This window comes from Prevotella melaninogenica (genome assembly GCF_018127925.1).
In the GTDB taxonomy this organism is placed as follows: domain Bacteria; phylum Bacteroidota; class Bacteroidia; order Bacteroidales; family Bacteroidaceae; genus Prevotella; species Prevotella melaninogenica_C.
On the sequence record NZ_CP072348.1, the window covers coordinates 1,511,254 to 1,525,711 of the forward strand.

Consider the following 14,458-nt stretch of genomic DNA (forward strand, 5'->3'; position numbering starts at 1 on the left):
TTATAGAACGAAAAAATATAATATTCTTTGTTTACTTAGGATAGAATAAGCCCTTTATAACGATAAACTGCTCTTATCTTAACTGCATATTGCATGACTTTCACTCCTCCGCACCACACGTGCGAAGCGTTCGCACCATTGGTGCGGAGCCTCAACACCACTTGTGCTAAGCATTAATACGTCGGTAGTTAAGGATAGGAATAGGGCGATTTGTTGTTAAATTAAACCATTGGTAAGGCTTTATTTACATACAGATAAAGAAAAAGTATTATCAAACCCCTATTAATCAATACATTAAAAGAGGATTCATTCTGTTTGACCATCTGCTTTCTAACCGAACACTATGAGCTTTTCTGCATTGTAATCTTCTTGCATATTAATAGAAATAGAGCACTAAAAAGGATTCAATTATGGGACATAAAGGCAAGAAAGTAAAAATATTTTTGAAATGAATTGCAACTTATTAAGAAAAAACATATCTTTGCATCATATTGATAAATATAAACTTAACGCTTTGACTATGTGGAATAAATTAATACTATTACTCACTGCTTGCAGCTCTGTAACAGCCCTGACAGCTCAGAACACAACTAAAACAGACTCCACAAAGACACAGAAGTTGGAGGAAGTCGTCGTAGCACAAAGACGTCAGCTTATCAAGAATGATATTGACAAGCTTACGTATGACGTGCAGCATGACAAGACTGCACAGACGAAGACGACCTTAGAAATACTCAAGAAAATACCCCTTGTCACCGTTGACGGACAAGAAAACATCAGGGTTCAAGGCTCTACAAGTTTTAAGGTGTATAGGAACGGACATCCTGACCCAAGTCTTTCAGGGCAGAATCTTAAGGATATTCTCAAGGCAATACCTGCTTCTACGATCAAAAGGATTGAGGTTATCACTGATCCCGGTGCCAAGTATGATGCTGAAGGGACTACAGCTATCCTCAACATTGTCATGATGAGCAATACTAAACTACAAGGAGTTTCAGGCAATGTAAACTCTGATGTCAACACTCACGGCTCTGTAAGGCTTGGTACTTATCTAACAACAAAGGTGGGAAAGCTCACGACGACCGTCAATTATAACTACATGAACCAAAGCAGAAAACAAACAGAAAACTATAGAGAGGGGGTTTACAACTACGTAAAGATGGGCGAACAAAAACATGAATATGGGACTAATAGCACTGCAGCAACAATACATTTCGGTAATATCAGTGCCAGTTACGAGATTGACTCACTCAACTTGCTGACCGCATCGACCACTTTTCTTGGCTATAAAGCCGATGCCAACGCACAAAGCACGAATGAACGATGGGACAAGAACAGCCAGTTGATTTACAAATTCGACAATAATATGACTACTCCGGGCTACTCTCATCTTAATATTGGAGGACGTTTGGACTATCAACATAAGACTCATTTAGATGGAGAAATCCTGACGCTTTCTTATATGTTGGCAGCTACACGCCAACACAGCATCTTCCGTCAGATGTATAACAACATGGTTAACTTCCCTGTCAACTATACAAGTTACGATCAGAACACCCGTGAACGCTTCACTGAACATACTTTCCAGATTGACTATGTACGACCCTTTGGAAAATACCACAAGATAGAAAGTGGAACAAAATATATCCTTCGTTACAACAATAGTACGTCATTAATGGACTATCAAGGGACTACCCCTGACATGGAAAGCAAATTTAAGCATAACGCACAAGTGGCTGCTGCCTACCTCTCATATATCTTCACCGCTGGCAAATGGGCTGCCCGCGCAGGATTGAGATATGAGTTTACTCGCATGAAAGCATCCTATCCCGATGGTAGTAATGCTGCTTACCATGCTAATCTCAATGACTGGGTACCATCAGCAAGCCTACAATACAAGATTAGTGATAGTCAAACACTGAAGTTTAGCTATAATACCAGCATCAACAGACCTGGCATCGGCTATCTCAATCCAGCCATCATTAGCACACCAACGGCAGTCTCTTTCGGTAATGCAAACTTAGGAAGCAGTCGTAACCAAAAGCTACAACTTGTGTATATGTTGGTTACTTCAAAATTTACTTTGCAATTAAGTCCCTATTATTCATTTACCAACAATGGTATAGGTCGTATCTTGTATGAACAAAATCGTAAAGATGTTTCTACTTATCAGAACGTGCTGAAAAGCAAAGATTTCGGTATTTCATCTTACACAGAATGGACTCCTTTCACCGGAACATCGTTTACACTCAACGCTTCCATGCGTTATGCCCGAATCACCTTGCCCACACCTTATCTCAAGAACAGCGGATGCGGTGGTGGCATCTACTTTAATTGGGAGCAGAAAATACCTTGGGAATTAACGTTGACAACCAGTATTGGAGGTGAATATGGCAATAGGATTTATGATCCGTATGCTATTGAGGGACATTGGTTCTACTATAATTTCACCTTGACACGTCTCTTTTTTAAAGACAAGCTAACAGTATCTTTATCAGCCAATTCGCCTTTCATCAAAGAAAGATCAAGTACTTATCGTATCGTTCGAGGCGATTATACTGTTTATGAACGCTCTGTTATGTACCCTCAACGCTTTGGAATCGGTCTTTCATGGAACTTTGGTAAGCTGAGAGCAAGCGTCAAGAAGGCTGAACGAAGCATTCAGAATGATGACTTAGTGGGTGGAGAAAAGAAGTAGAAACAGGTCGGCAGGACTGCATACACAGCAACTTAACGCACCTATTTTCAGGTTCTTCCGTTAAATGTGTGGATACTTTTCGTATTGCTTTAACGGAAGAATCATAGCTACTCATTAAACAAAAACTTGGCTAAGACAATCAACTTTCTGTCCTCTTATCATCCTCTGACATTGAAAATCATTTCTTTTTAGACTTCGAAAATATGTAGATAATAGTTTGAAAAATCATTACATAATTTCAAAGAAAATATCTATAACTAACACCAAAAACACATATAAGAAGCAGGTTTGCAATCAACAGAGAATCAATTAGTTACCAAATGGTAAAATAAAAGCTGCTTAATTGGACTTCAAAAGGGCGTTAGTAAGGGTCTTAAAGGGCACCTTTTGCAAGCCAAAAGGACGTCTTTTAGAAGCCAAAAGAGCATGTATTCAAAATTATGATGTGAAAAATTATGACAAAGTAACAGGCTATTAGCCCTATTGGGCTTATTGGGCTTATTAGCCTAATTAGGCTAATAGGGAATACGTTGTTTGTAGAAGACAGATAGACATCACTTGTCAACCCGTCAATCCGTTAACTCATTAACTTTCTGCCACTATCTTTTGCCATTATAATAAAAAAGGAGTATCTTTGCGAAAGACAAATATAGATACCCTTTAGACAAGTATTTCTCCTTCTTCTCTACTCGAAAGAGAGGAGCAAGAGTGGATATTTTACGCTTATGGCAACACATCCTTTATGGTCTGACGACTACTGGCTACTACTCCTACAGCTTTATCTTAAAAAGCCAGAGGGAATGAAACCGATGTATTCACGTGCGTTGGTAGACCTCAGTTTAGAACTACACATACCACCAAAGAACCTCTATGAACAGCTTTTTAAGTTGCGACACCGTGATATGCCCATCATTCATCTGATTTGGGAGACGTATGGAGAGAACACACGAAAGCTCAACAAAGACGTAAAGAAACTGCGTTCGATGAAGGGATTTGGCCAGCCAAGGGAGTTCTACGATGGTGTGAAGGTGCGCGAAACCTTTGAACATGACTTTCTACCAGTGGAAGGGGCTGCGGAGTTGAAGCCTTTTATGCTCATTATGATTCTCGACCTCTATTTCCGTCTTACCCCTATTACGATGGCAGCAGAGACACCTGAGGTGATAGACTTTGCTAAACTGATGAAGATAAAGCCACAAATGGTTGTAGAGGTAATGGATGTGTTCCAACTCTGCGACCCCTATCTGAACCGCGACGACCTTCTGATATCGCCCTTATTAATGCCCTGTCAGGAGGTATGGAACCGCTATGGAAATGATAACCCAGAGAAACTTTCTGCCTTAGCAGCACAATTAAAGGAATATTTCACTTGATTATACTTGTTTTTTTAGTACTTTTGTAGCACAATTCAGGTAAACAATGGCACAGGAACAAGTACAGATTCAGACCCAGAAACAGCAACAAGTGCAGCGTCTCTCACAACAGCAGATGCTGCAAGTAAAGTTGTTGGAGATGCCACTGACAGAATTAGAGGAAAGTGTTAATGCTGAACTCGATGATAATCCTGCCTTAGAAGCAGGAGGAGAGGAGACTGATAGCATTGATGACAACGATACTGTAGAGCATTCAGAAGACGATGATTTCGACACACTTCAGGAGCGAGAAGAGCGACAAGATGCACTCGACTCGGCACTGGAGCGTATGCGTTCGGATGATGATCTTCCTACATACGATTCAAGACTGCAACGAAATAATGCTGAATATGAGGAGATTGTGTATGGTGACACAACTTCTTTTATCGATAAACTGAACGAGCAGGTGGGCGAAAGAGAGCTTACGGAACGGCAGAAGAGTATCTTGGAGTATCTTATCGGTAGCTTAGATGATGACGGACTCTTGCGAAAAGACCTCGATAGTATCAGCGATGAGTTAGCGATCTACTATGGAATTGACGCGTCTACTAAGGAATTGGAAGAGGTGTTGAAGATTCTGCAGGACTTTGACCCAGCTGGTATCGGTGCAAGAGACTTACAAGAATGTCTCTTGTTACAGATAGACCGAAAGGTTGAGAATGGTGAGTGGGAGAAAGATAGTCATCTGTATAAATACATCTACAACATCATTTCACATCATTTCGATGCTTTCAAAAAGAAGCATTGGGATAAGATTCAAAGCGCACTGTCGCTGTCTGACCTTCAAGTAGAGGCACTTCAGCGTGAGATTCGTAAGTTAAATCCGAAACCGGGATCGTCAATGGGTGAGACACAAGGACGTAACCTGCAACAGATAACACCTGACTTTATCATCGACACAGAGGATGATGGTACGGTTACTTTCAGCTTAAACCATGGCAATCTACCAGAGTTGCACGTTTCACAGGCCTTCAACGATATGATGGAGACCTATCGAAACAACAAAGCTAATATGAATCGACAGGAGAAGGAGGTGTTGCTTTATGCCAAAGAGAAGGTGGAAAAGGCACAAGGATTTATCGAAGCGGTAAAGCAAAGACGTCATACATTACAAGTGACGATGAAGGCTATCATCGATATTCAGCGGAAATTCTTCCAAGATGGAGATGAGGCTGACCTCAAACCAATGATTCTTAAAGACATTGCCGACCGTACAGGATTAGACATCTCTACCATATCACGTGTGAGTAACATCAAGTATGCACAGACACGTTGGGGGACATTCCCTCTACGTTTCTTCTTTACTGATAGCTATACAACGGAGGATGGCGAGGAAATGTCTACTCGTAAAATCAAGTTGGCACTCAAAGAAGTAATCGACAAAGAGGACAAACGCAAGCCTCTCAGCGATGATGCACTTGCCAAAGTGATGAAAGAAAAGGGCTTCCCAATAGCCCGTCGCACCGTTGCCAAGTACCGAGAACAACTCGGATTGCCTGTTGCAAGACTGAGGAAGGAGTGATGTAATTAGGTGTTGGATGTTAGGTGTTAGGTGTTAAAGTATGAACGAAAAGAACATTATATTAACAGCAAGGGTTGTGAGTATGGTTCTCACACCATTCTATTTACCTGTTGTGGGCATATTAGCTATCTTTACTTTTAGCTATCTAAGTATGTTCCCATGGCAAGCAAAGCTGTCGTATGTCTTTTTGGTTTACGCTTTTACAGTGCTTATCCCTACCTTACTCATCCACCTTTATCGCCAATACCACGGCTGGACATTGATTCAGTTAGGGCAACGAGAGCGAAGAATGGTTCCTTATGTGATTTCTATTCTTTGCTACTTCACATGCTTTTATATCATGAACATCCTACACCTGCCTCACATGCTGACGTCAATACTTATGGTAGCATTGATCATTCAGATTCTATGTGCTATCATCAACGTATGGTGGAAGATATCAACACATACGGCAGCTATCGGTGGTGTGACAGGCTCTTTAATAGCTTTTTCACTGCTATTCAACTTCAATCCGATGTGGTGGCTTTGTCTTACGCTCATCGTTTCGGGCTTTGTAGGTAGCAGTAGAATGATTCTCAGGCAACATTCATTGGAGCAGGTGGCATCAGGTTTCTTCTTAGGTATCATCTGTTCATTCATTACAATCATCGTTGTATAGAATCAATAGCAGTAGAAAAGTCCACTGATTGCCAAAGAATAAAGAATAAACTGACAGGAAATTGCATCTGTCTTAAGAATAAATACACATAAAACAAACAAAGAAAATAAACTTAATACATTAAGAATATGAAGCCATTAGTTAGTATTATCATGGGTTCAACAAGTGATTTACCCGTAATGGAAAAAGCTTGTAAGTGGTTGGAAGAGCAAGAGATTCCCTTTGAAGTGAATGCACTCTCTGCTCATCGTACACCTGACGCAGTAGAGACTTTTGCCAAGGAAGCAAAAGGTCGTGGCGTAAAAGTTATCATTGCTGCGGCTGGTATGGCTGCTGCTTTACCTGGAGTTATCGCTGCTTCAACACCACTTCCAGTCATTGGCGTGCCAATTAAGGGTATGCTCGATGGCCTTGATGCCTTACTTTCTATCGTTCAGATGCCTCCTGGCATTCCAGTTGCTACTGTTGGCGTCAATGGAGCACAGAATGCTGCCATCCTTGCAGCTGAGATGATAGCACTCGGTGATGAGGCTATTGCAAAGAAGATTGACAACTGGAAGGCTTCATTAGGTCAGAAGATAGAGAAGGCTAACAAGGAGTTAGCTGAGCTAAAGGATTACAAGTTTAAGTGCTAAGACCATCCCTAATTCCTTCAAAGAAAGGAGTAACAAAGGGAAACCATTAGGATAAAGGTCGTTACCACTTATTACCTCTACTATAACCCCTCCCTCGGAGGGGCTTGGGGGAGGTTTTTCATCATCCCAAAAGGGCATTGAAAGACACCCCATTATCCAAATAGAACATGATAGATTTATTCAACTTTGAAAGAAGGAAAACCTCTGTCACCCATGTTGGTGCACTCAACATTGGTGGAGAGAACCCTGTACGCGTACAGTCAATGACAACGACTTCTACGGATGATACCGAAGGAAGCGTTGCACAAGCTAAGCGTATCATTGATGCAGGAGGAGAACTTGTACGCCTCACAACGCAAGGAAAGCGCGAGGCAGAGAACTTAAAGAATATCAATGCACAACTACGTGCAGACAATTATATGGCTCCGCTCTGTGCGGATGTTCACTTCAATGCGAATGTAGCAGACGTTGCTGCACTCTATGCAGAGAAGGTTCGTATCAATCCGGGTAACTATGTCGATCCTGCTCGTACGTTCAAAAAACTGGAGTATACCGATGAGGAATATGCGCAAGAGCTACAGAAGATTGAGGACAGACTGATTCCTTTCATCAATATATGTAAGGAGAACCACACCGCTGTACGTATTGGTGTCAACCATGGTAGCCTTTCTGACCGTATTCGTAACCGTTATGGCGATACACCAGAAGGTATTGTAGAGAGCTGTATGGAGTTCCTCCGCATCTTCCGTAAGTATGACTTTCATGACATTGTCATCTCTATCAAATCCTCAAACACGGTTGTTATGGTTCGTTCCGTACGACTTCTTGTGGCTGAGATGGACAAGGAAGGTATGCACTATCCGCTCCACCTTGGTGTTACCGAGGCTGGTGAAGGTGAAGACGGACGCATTAAGAGTGCCGTAGGTATTGGTGCCTTACTCGCTGATGGTATCGGTGACACGATCCGTGTATCACTGAGTGAAGAGCCAGAGTGCGAGATTCCAGTGGCTAAACACCTTACATGGTATATCCGTCGACACGAGAAACATCTTCTCATCCCTGCCGAACAGTATGATGGCTTTGATTATCTCCATCCTAACCGACGTGAGACAGTGGCTGCAGGCAATATCGGTGGCGAGAATGTTCCTGTTGTTATTGCCACTCGAAAGGCTGACCAAGCAAGTGCCGAGGTATCATCACCAGAGCTACCAAAGCCTGATTACATCTATGTACAGGGTGAATTGCCTGAGAAAAGAGCAAAGAAACAGAAGTATATCCTTGATTATGATGCCTATATGGACCTTGCCAACAGTGGTAAGCAGTCCTTAGAGAACGTCTATCCAATCTTCCCTGTGACGGGAATGCCTTTCATCAGTGCGATAAACAGTGATGTTAAGTTCCTCGTCTTGAAGTTTGGTACACCTTCAGAGGAGTTCCTTGCTTGTCTGAAAACACATCCAGAGGTGGTAGTGGTTTGTATGACAAGCCATCAGAACCGCCTCGGCGACCAACGTGCATTGGCGCATCAATTGATGATAGCAGGGGTAAAGAACCCTATCATCTTCGCACAGATGTATCAGCATTCAGCAACTGATGAGAAGGAAGAAAGCAGTAACAGCCAACAGGCTGAGACAACTACGGCTAAAGAGAAGTTCCAATTGGAGGCTGCGGCAGATATGGGTGCACTGATGATGGACGGACTTACCGATGGTATTTGGCTGATGAACCATGGCAATCTCTCACAAGAGGATGTTGAGCAGACCGCTTTCGGTATTCTTCAAGCAGGTAGATTGCGCATGGTGAAGACTGAATACATCTCTTGTCCGGGCTGTGGTCGTACGCTCTACGACCTTCGTACGACGATTGCTCGCATCAAAGAAGCTACCAAGGGAATGAAAGGACTGAAGGTAGGAATCATGGGCTGTATCGTGAATGGTCCTGGTGAGATGGCTGACGCAGACTATGGATATGTGGGTGCAGGTCCAAAGAAGGTGAGCCTCTACCGCAAACAGGTATGCGTTGAGCATAATATACCTGAAGAAGAAGCGGTCGAGCGATTGCTTGCTTTGATTAAGGCAGATCAGAACAAGGCTTAAATCGGCGATTAGGACTCAATAGATGTAATTCAACATCGGTGTCTTTCGTTATCATCCCAACGGCAGGAACGCCTCTTCTTTGTCGTTTCCTACTGTGCTCTTAATACTCCGCACGCGTGGTGTTCATGCTTAGCACCATACGTGCGGACCGTAAGCACCAATGGTGCGGAGGGTTAACTCCTCTACAATAAATCATACTTTTGATAAGAGGAAAGGATAGATTTGGGGCTTAATGATTAGGGGTAAATAGCAAATAGAGTTTGGATAATTAGGCATAAAAAGGCGATTAATCACCTTGAAAGAATGTACCAATTAGACTTATTTGCCTAACAAGCGAGACAATCTACCCCTATAAAGCACTGATTTACCGATAATTACATTTCTGTGTTAAAACAAGAAAAAGTAAAAATGTAGTATAGATTCTGCTTGCTTCTTTCCTTATAAAAGACTATCTTTGCAACATGAAGGTATTGGAGGAAATAAAGAAGTATTGCCTGAGTCGCTATAACCTGTCCGTTCTTGGCGCACAGGTGGGCATTTATGCGCTCCTTGTATCTATCTGGTCATTGGTCATTATGCTACTTGAGCATGATGTCAAAGCCGCCAAGGAGTCCATGTGTGTCAATGCCTTTGTACTCTTCTTGTTATTGATTGTCTTCATGGCGAACTTCTATGTGCTGGTTCCTTATCTCTTTGAAGCAAAGAATAAGATTAAGCACTGGGCATTCTGGGTAATCAATCTACTGTTTATCATCCTTTGGAATCATCATATCTTCAACATTTATAATGCCGATTTACCGAACGCACCTATACGAATAGGGTTCTATCAGTTTGGTGTGATGTGGATGATTCTCAACTATGCAATGGTTGTTGCGGCAATCTTCGTGCGTTATTATATCCGCCATAGTACGCTCAGAAGACAGTTAAGAGAGGAGAAACAGAAGATGACGGAAGCCGAATTGGCATGGCTTAAGAACCAGCTAAACCCACACTTCCTCTTCAATACGCTCAATAACATAGCCTCACTCACCCAGACAAGTCCCAACAATGCCCAAAAGGCAATCGGTCAACTGTCTGAACTCCTACGCTATGCACTCTATGAGACACAGCCTAAGGAGGTGAGTCTGAATGGTGAGATAGCCTTTATCAAGAACTACATCAATCTGATGACACTACGGTCGGGTAGCAATGTAGAGATAAAGAGCCAATTCATCATCCATAACACACAACTACTCATTGCGCCATTGGTATTCCTAACACCTGTTGAGAATGCCTTTAAGCATGGTATAAGTGCCAATAAACCATCGTTTGTCCACATCTCCATCACAGAAGACAACGGTAAGATAGTATTCCTTTGTGAGAACAGTAACTATCCAAAAAACGACACTGACAAGAGTGGAAAGGGTATCGGATTAGAGAATATGTACCGCCGTTTAGAGCTGATTTATCCTGATAGGTACCACATTGAACAGCGTATTACACCAGAGGTTTACCACCTCAAGATTATTATTAAGCCCTAAGATAATTGTAATCAGCACTCCCTCGCACAATTCATCACCACCCATCATTCAACACCAAACACCCATCACTCCAACACCCAACACCCATATAAACAATTCATCAACACCCGACATTCACCACCCAACACCCATCACCCTATCTCCACCCATGTTACTCCATAATCAAACACAAGCTATTCAGCGCATGAACACGCTGGCCAAGGAAGGTAAAGACTTTTTCTTTATCATTAATTATAGAGCCGATAGCGCCTACATAGAGGAATTTACGAACATAGACCCACGTGAACTGCTTTTTTCTTTCCCAACTCTTTCTAATATACCAGAGGCCGAAAGCTATAGCAGTGAGGCTGTCGAATGGCATACTGAACCACCCACAAGAGAAGACTATGAGCACCGCATCAATCTTGTCAAGCAAAGAGAGCGTGAAGGCGACAGCTATTTAGCCAACTTGACCTGCAAGATTCCCATACGAACAAACCTCTCTCTGCATGATATCTTTATGCGATCAAAGGCCTTATACCGCTGTTGGATGAAAGAGAAATTCGTTTGCTTCTCCCCTGAAATATTCGTTCGCATCAATAGAGAAGGACTTATCAGTTCCTTCCCAATGAAGGGTACGATTGATGCAACACGCCCTGACGCTGAGAAGGAACTGATGGAGAATAAGAAGGAGGCGGCCGAACACGCTACTATCGTTGACCTTATCCGTAACGATCTGAGCATGATAGCAGAGAAGGTGCAAGTGAAACGCTATCGATATGTCGACCATCTGACGACTAACAAGGGTGAAATCCTTCAGACAAGTTCGGAGATTACAGGACAGCTCTCTGTCGACTATCGTCAGAACATCGGTACGCTTCTCTTCCGTTTGCTCCCTGCTGGCTCCATTACGGGTGCTCCTAAGCCACGCACAATGGAGATTATCGATGAGGCTGAGGGGTATGAAAGAGGCTTTTATACGGGTGTGATGGGTTGTTATAGCAAAGGACAATTAGACAGTGCAGTGATGATTCGCTTTATTGATCAGGATAAAAACGGACAGCTCCACTATAAGGCTGGGGGCGGTATAACGGCTCAGAGTAATAATGATGACGAATATAAAGAGGTGATAGAGAAGGTTTATGTGCCAATATATTGAGACTTTAAGGGTGGTAGACGGCTGTGTCTGCAATCTTGCCTACCACGAACAGCGAATGAACCGCACACGAAAAGAGATGTTAGGACAGCCAGAGCCGTTGCGCATAGCTGACCTTCTAAAGGCTGTTAGCTTACCGATGGGATGTTCGAAGCTACGCTTTGTCTATGATAAAGAGGGCATCCATGATATTACTTGTACACCTTATACTTGCAGAGAAATCCGCTCCTTGCACCTTGTCTATGCTGATAACATCAGCTATCCTTATAAGAGTACTGACCGCTCGGCACTTAACGAACTAAAAAAACAGCAAGGCGACTGTGACGAAATACTTATTGTTCGCAACAATCACCTTACAGATACATCCTATACTAACATTGCTCTCTATGATGGCGAACAATGGTTTACACCCTCTACACCACTCCTCTGCGGTACAATGCGGCAACGACTGCTCGATTGTGGACTGCTTCAAGAGCGTGAAATCAGCGTTTCAGACATCCCTAACTATCAGTATATAAGCCTCTTCAATGCCATGATTTCATTGGGAGAAATTATCCTTCCTGTTGATAGAATTAGGTAAACAGCGAATTACTTTCACGACAAGAAATATTTTTTTTCATGACAATAAATATTTTTTTTCATGAAGAAAAATATTTTTCTTCACGAAAATAATACGATAACAACAGTTGCCTTTATGACCAAAGTAAGGGATAACCCTACTCACAAACCTACTTTTTAGCGCTTATCTACGTGACTTAAAATACATGAAAATAAGTATAATCGCAGCGAAAATGATAATCTTCACTATAAGAGAAAAGATACGTCTCGACTTTTCTCGTGGGTCATAAAAATCACCACTTATGGTTCCACACTGTCGACATGTGCTATTATCATCTGGGAAGATGGTACTTTCTCTACTCCTATCTTTGCTTGGATTAGAAAGATACTTACCCATATAAGCCTTATATGCCACCTCTTTTATCTCTCGTTTATTTGTTTGCTGTAAAGCAGTATAACGACTAACAAAACGCTGATAGAGTGGGTCATCGGCTCCACGTACCATCTTCATGTAGTTCAGTTTACCTCTTAGAACAGCATTAAGAGGTACGCAATGCTGATGTCCCTTTGTTTTTCCATGCTGCTGCCTGTAGCTCTTCCACGCAGCCTGACAGGCATCTTCATAACCATAACGCTCCCAGATATACAACAAGGAACGGATTTCACGCACGTAACGGCGGCTTACATTCACCTTTTCAGTTACCATTAAGCCTGTTACCTCCTGCCGTCTTCCACGGCGTTGTAGGTGGGTTTTCTCTTCATTCAGTTGGAAACCATAACGCTCAACAATAGCCTTAACCTGCTGTACAAGCTCTCCCTGCGGACGAAGAATGTCTGTGTCAGCACTGAAAGTGAGGTCATCAGCATAACGGGTAAAGGTGATGCCTTGTGCAGTAGCTATGCTCGCTATCTCCTTATCCATCTCCCGACAAATAAAGTTCGACAGTGTTGGCGATGTGGCAAAGCCCTGTGCCAATACCTCTTCATTGTTCTTTGTGCGCACAGTAGCCAACCCAGAGATGAGTTTTGCAGCTAATGATGAGAAGCCAAAAGGCTCTGCCTTCAGACAGTCAGCCACCTGCTGGCGTGTAATAGTGGGGAAGAAATCCTTTAAATCAAGGTTCAGAATATAACGTTTTCCCACATGTGGACGTGCATTGTCAACCACAGAACGACCACAGACAAAGCCAAACGCCCAAGGAGTAGGCTCGTCATAGGTCTGAAGAACTATATTCAACGCATGCAGGATATCATGAAGTGCCCCTTTCGGTGCGGTAATCTCACGATAGCCACCATGCTTCTTACGAAGTAGGAAAGTCTTACAACGTCGTTGGACATTATTGGTATCAGCTAAAAAACTTAGTTGTTTCGCACGAAAAACATAATAGGGATAAGGCTCGCTCAGTTCGTTCAGTAGCTTAGCAAGTTCTTGCGAATCACTTAAATAACGCAACCGACGATCAAAATCAGCCTTTGTATAGTTTCTTGCATTTACTGTTTTAGTTGCCATAGTGCACTTATTAAAAACAAAAAAATAGGAACGCTGTAAGGGAATTACTTTTATCGTGAACCTTCGTTAACGATAATAACGATACTTCGTATCAAACTCCAGCGAATACACCGGAAACTACTTCTAATTCTTTCAGACGTTCCTATCTGTGGCAAAGATAGATATTAATATCGGAACATCAAAACTTTTAAAGCATTAAATCAGTTTCTTCCGTTAAATGTATGGACGTGTTTCATATTGCTTTAACGGAAGAACGGAAGTTACTCGTTATACAAAAATATAGCTAAGACAGTCAAGTATCTATCCTATTATTATCCTCTGGCATTGAAAATCATTTCTTTTTTGACTTCGAAAATATGCAGATAAGAGTTTGAAAAATCATTACATAATTTCGAAGAAAACATCTATAAATAACGGCAAAAACACATATAAAAAGCAGGTTTGTAATCAACAGGAAATCAGTTAGTTATAAAGTAACAAAATAAAAGGTGCTTAATTGGACTTCAAAAGGGCGTTAGTTAGACTTCAAAAGGGCACCTATTGCAAGTCAATTGGGCGTCTTTTAGAAGCCAAAAGAGCATGTATTCAAAATTATGATGTGAAAAATTATGACAAAGTAACAGGCTATTAGCCCTATTGGGCTTATTGGGCTTATTAGCCTAATTAGGCTAATAGGAATAAGTTGTTTGTAGAAGACAGATAAACATTACACCT

General features: G+C 42.0%; 10 protein-coding genes. 9 read left to right on the forward strand and 1 reads right to left on the reverse strand.

Going from position 1 to position 14,458, the window contains the following annotated elements; all coding sequences use genetic code 11:
- The first annotated feature begins 520 nt into the window (after window positions 1–520).
- The 9 genes from J4861_RS11675 to J4861_RS11715 all read left to right on the forward strand — a co-directional run bounded on the left by J4861_RS11675 (window position 521) and on the right by J4861_RS11715 (window position 12,256).
- Window positions 521–2,698, forward strand: coding sequence for an outer membrane beta-barrel family protein (locus J4861_RS11675; protein WP_249110851.1), 2,178 nt, complete (start codon window positions 521–523; stop codon window positions 2,696–2,698).
- A gap of 725 nt (window positions 2,699–3,423) precedes the next feature.
- Window positions 3,424–4,071: a hypothetical protein gene (locus tag J4861_RS11680; protein WP_211816974.1), complete on the forward strand. Its 648-nt coding sequence runs from the start codon at window positions 3,424–3,426 to the stop codon at window positions 4,069–4,071.
- 46 nt (window positions 4,072–4,117) lie between these two features.
- Entirely contained in the window at window positions 4,118–5,632 is a 1,515-nt protein-coding gene (rpoN, locus tag J4861_RS11685; RefSeq protein WP_211816975.1) for an RNA polymerase factor sigma-54, read from the forward strand.
- A gap of 40 nt (window positions 5,633–5,672) precedes the next feature.
- Window positions 5,673–6,290: a hypothetical protein gene (locus tag J4861_RS11690; RefSeq protein ID WP_004358931.1), complete on the forward strand. Its 618-nt coding sequence runs from the start codon at window positions 5,673–5,675 to the stop codon at window positions 6,288–6,290.
- A 128-nt stretch (window positions 6,291–6,418) separates the two neighbouring features.
- Window positions 6,419–6,925: a 5-(carboxyamino)imidazole ribonucleotide mutase gene (gene purE / locus J4861_RS11695; protein ID WP_013264725.1), complete on the forward strand. Its 507-nt coding sequence runs from the start codon at window positions 6,419–6,421 to the stop codon at window positions 6,923–6,925.
- A gap of 167 nt (window positions 6,926–7,092) precedes the next feature.
- Complete coding sequence (locus tag J4861_RS11700) at window positions 7,093–9,021, forward strand: 4-hydroxy-3-methylbut-2-en-1-yl diphosphate synthase (RefSeq protein ID WP_211816976.1); 1,929 nt, start codon at window positions 7,093–7,095, stop codon at window positions 9,019–9,021.
- Window positions 9,022–9,482: 461 nt separating this feature from the next.
- On the forward strand, window positions 9,483–10,541 hold the full coding sequence (locus J4861_RS11705; RefSeq protein ID WP_211816977.1) for a sensor histidine kinase: 1,059 nt from the start codon (window positions 9,483–9,485) through the stop codon (window positions 10,539–10,541).
- Window positions 10,542–10,689: 148 nt separating this feature from the next.
- Window positions 10,690–11,679 carry an aminodeoxychorismate synthase component I gene (locus tag J4861_RS11710; protein WP_211816978.1) on the forward strand — a complete coding sequence of 330 codons (990 nt, stop codon included), beginning with the start codon at window positions 10,690–10,692 and terminating at the stop codon, window positions 11,677–11,679.
- On the forward strand, window positions 11,663–12,256 hold the full coding sequence (locus J4861_RS11715) for an aminotransferase class IV (protein WP_211816979.1): 594 nt from the start codon (window positions 11,663–11,665) through the stop codon (window positions 12,254–12,256). The genes J4861_RS11710 and J4861_RS11715 overlap by 17 nt, the downstream gene beginning before the upstream one ends.
- A 162-nt stretch (window positions 12,257–12,418) precedes the next feature.
- On the opposite strand, the gene J4861_RS11720 is transcribed toward J4861_RS11715, so the two are convergent.
- Window positions 12,419–13,744, reverse strand: a complete 1,326-nt coding sequence (locus tag J4861_RS11720) for a reverse transcriptase family protein (protein WP_211816980.1) — start codon at window positions 13,742–13,744, stop codon at window positions 12,419–12,421.
- Window positions 13,745–14,458: the final 714 nt, after the last annotated feature.

What these genes read in the sequence shown, in the direction of transcription:
- J4861_RS11720 (WP_211816980.1), bottom strand. Translation starts at nt 13,744, where the DNA reads ATGGCAACTAAAACAGTAAATGCAAGAAACTATACAAAGGCTGATTTT.
- purE (WP_013264725.1), top strand. Translation starts at nt 6,419, where the DNA reads ATGAAGCCATTAGTTAGTATTATCATGGGTTCAACAAGTGATTTACCC.
- J4861_RS11710 (WP_211816978.1), top strand. Translation starts at nt 10,690, where the DNA reads ATGTTACTCCATAATCAAACACAAGCTATTCAGCGCATGAACACGCTG.
- J4861_RS11700 (WP_211816976.1), top strand. Translation starts at nt 7,093, where the DNA reads ATGATAGATTTATTCAACTTTGAAAGAAGGAAAACCTCTGTCACCCAT.
- J4861_RS11675 (WP_249110851.1), top strand. Translation starts at nt 521, where the DNA reads ATGTGGAATAAATTAATACTATTACTCACTGCTTGCAGCTCTGTAACA.
- J4861_RS11715 (WP_211816979.1), top strand. Translation starts at nt 11,663, where the DNA reads ATGTGCCAATATATTGAGACTTTAAGGGTGGTAGACGGCTGTGTCTGC.
- J4861_RS11680 (WP_211816974.1), top strand. Translation starts at nt 3,424, where the DNA reads ATGGCAACACATCCTTTATGGTCTGACGACTACTGGCTACTACTCCTA.
- J4861_RS11705 (WP_211816977.1), top strand. Translation starts at nt 9,483, where the DNA reads ATGAAGGTATTGGAGGAAATAAAGAAGTATTGCCTGAGTCGCTATAAC.
- J4861_RS11690 (WP_004358931.1), top strand. Translation starts at nt 5,673, where the DNA reads ATGAACGAAAAGAACATTATATTAACAGCAAGGGTTGTGAGTATGGTT.
- rpoN (WP_211816975.1), top strand. Translation starts at nt 4,118, where the DNA reads ATGGCACAGGAACAAGTACAGATTCAGACCCAGAAACAGCAACAAGTG.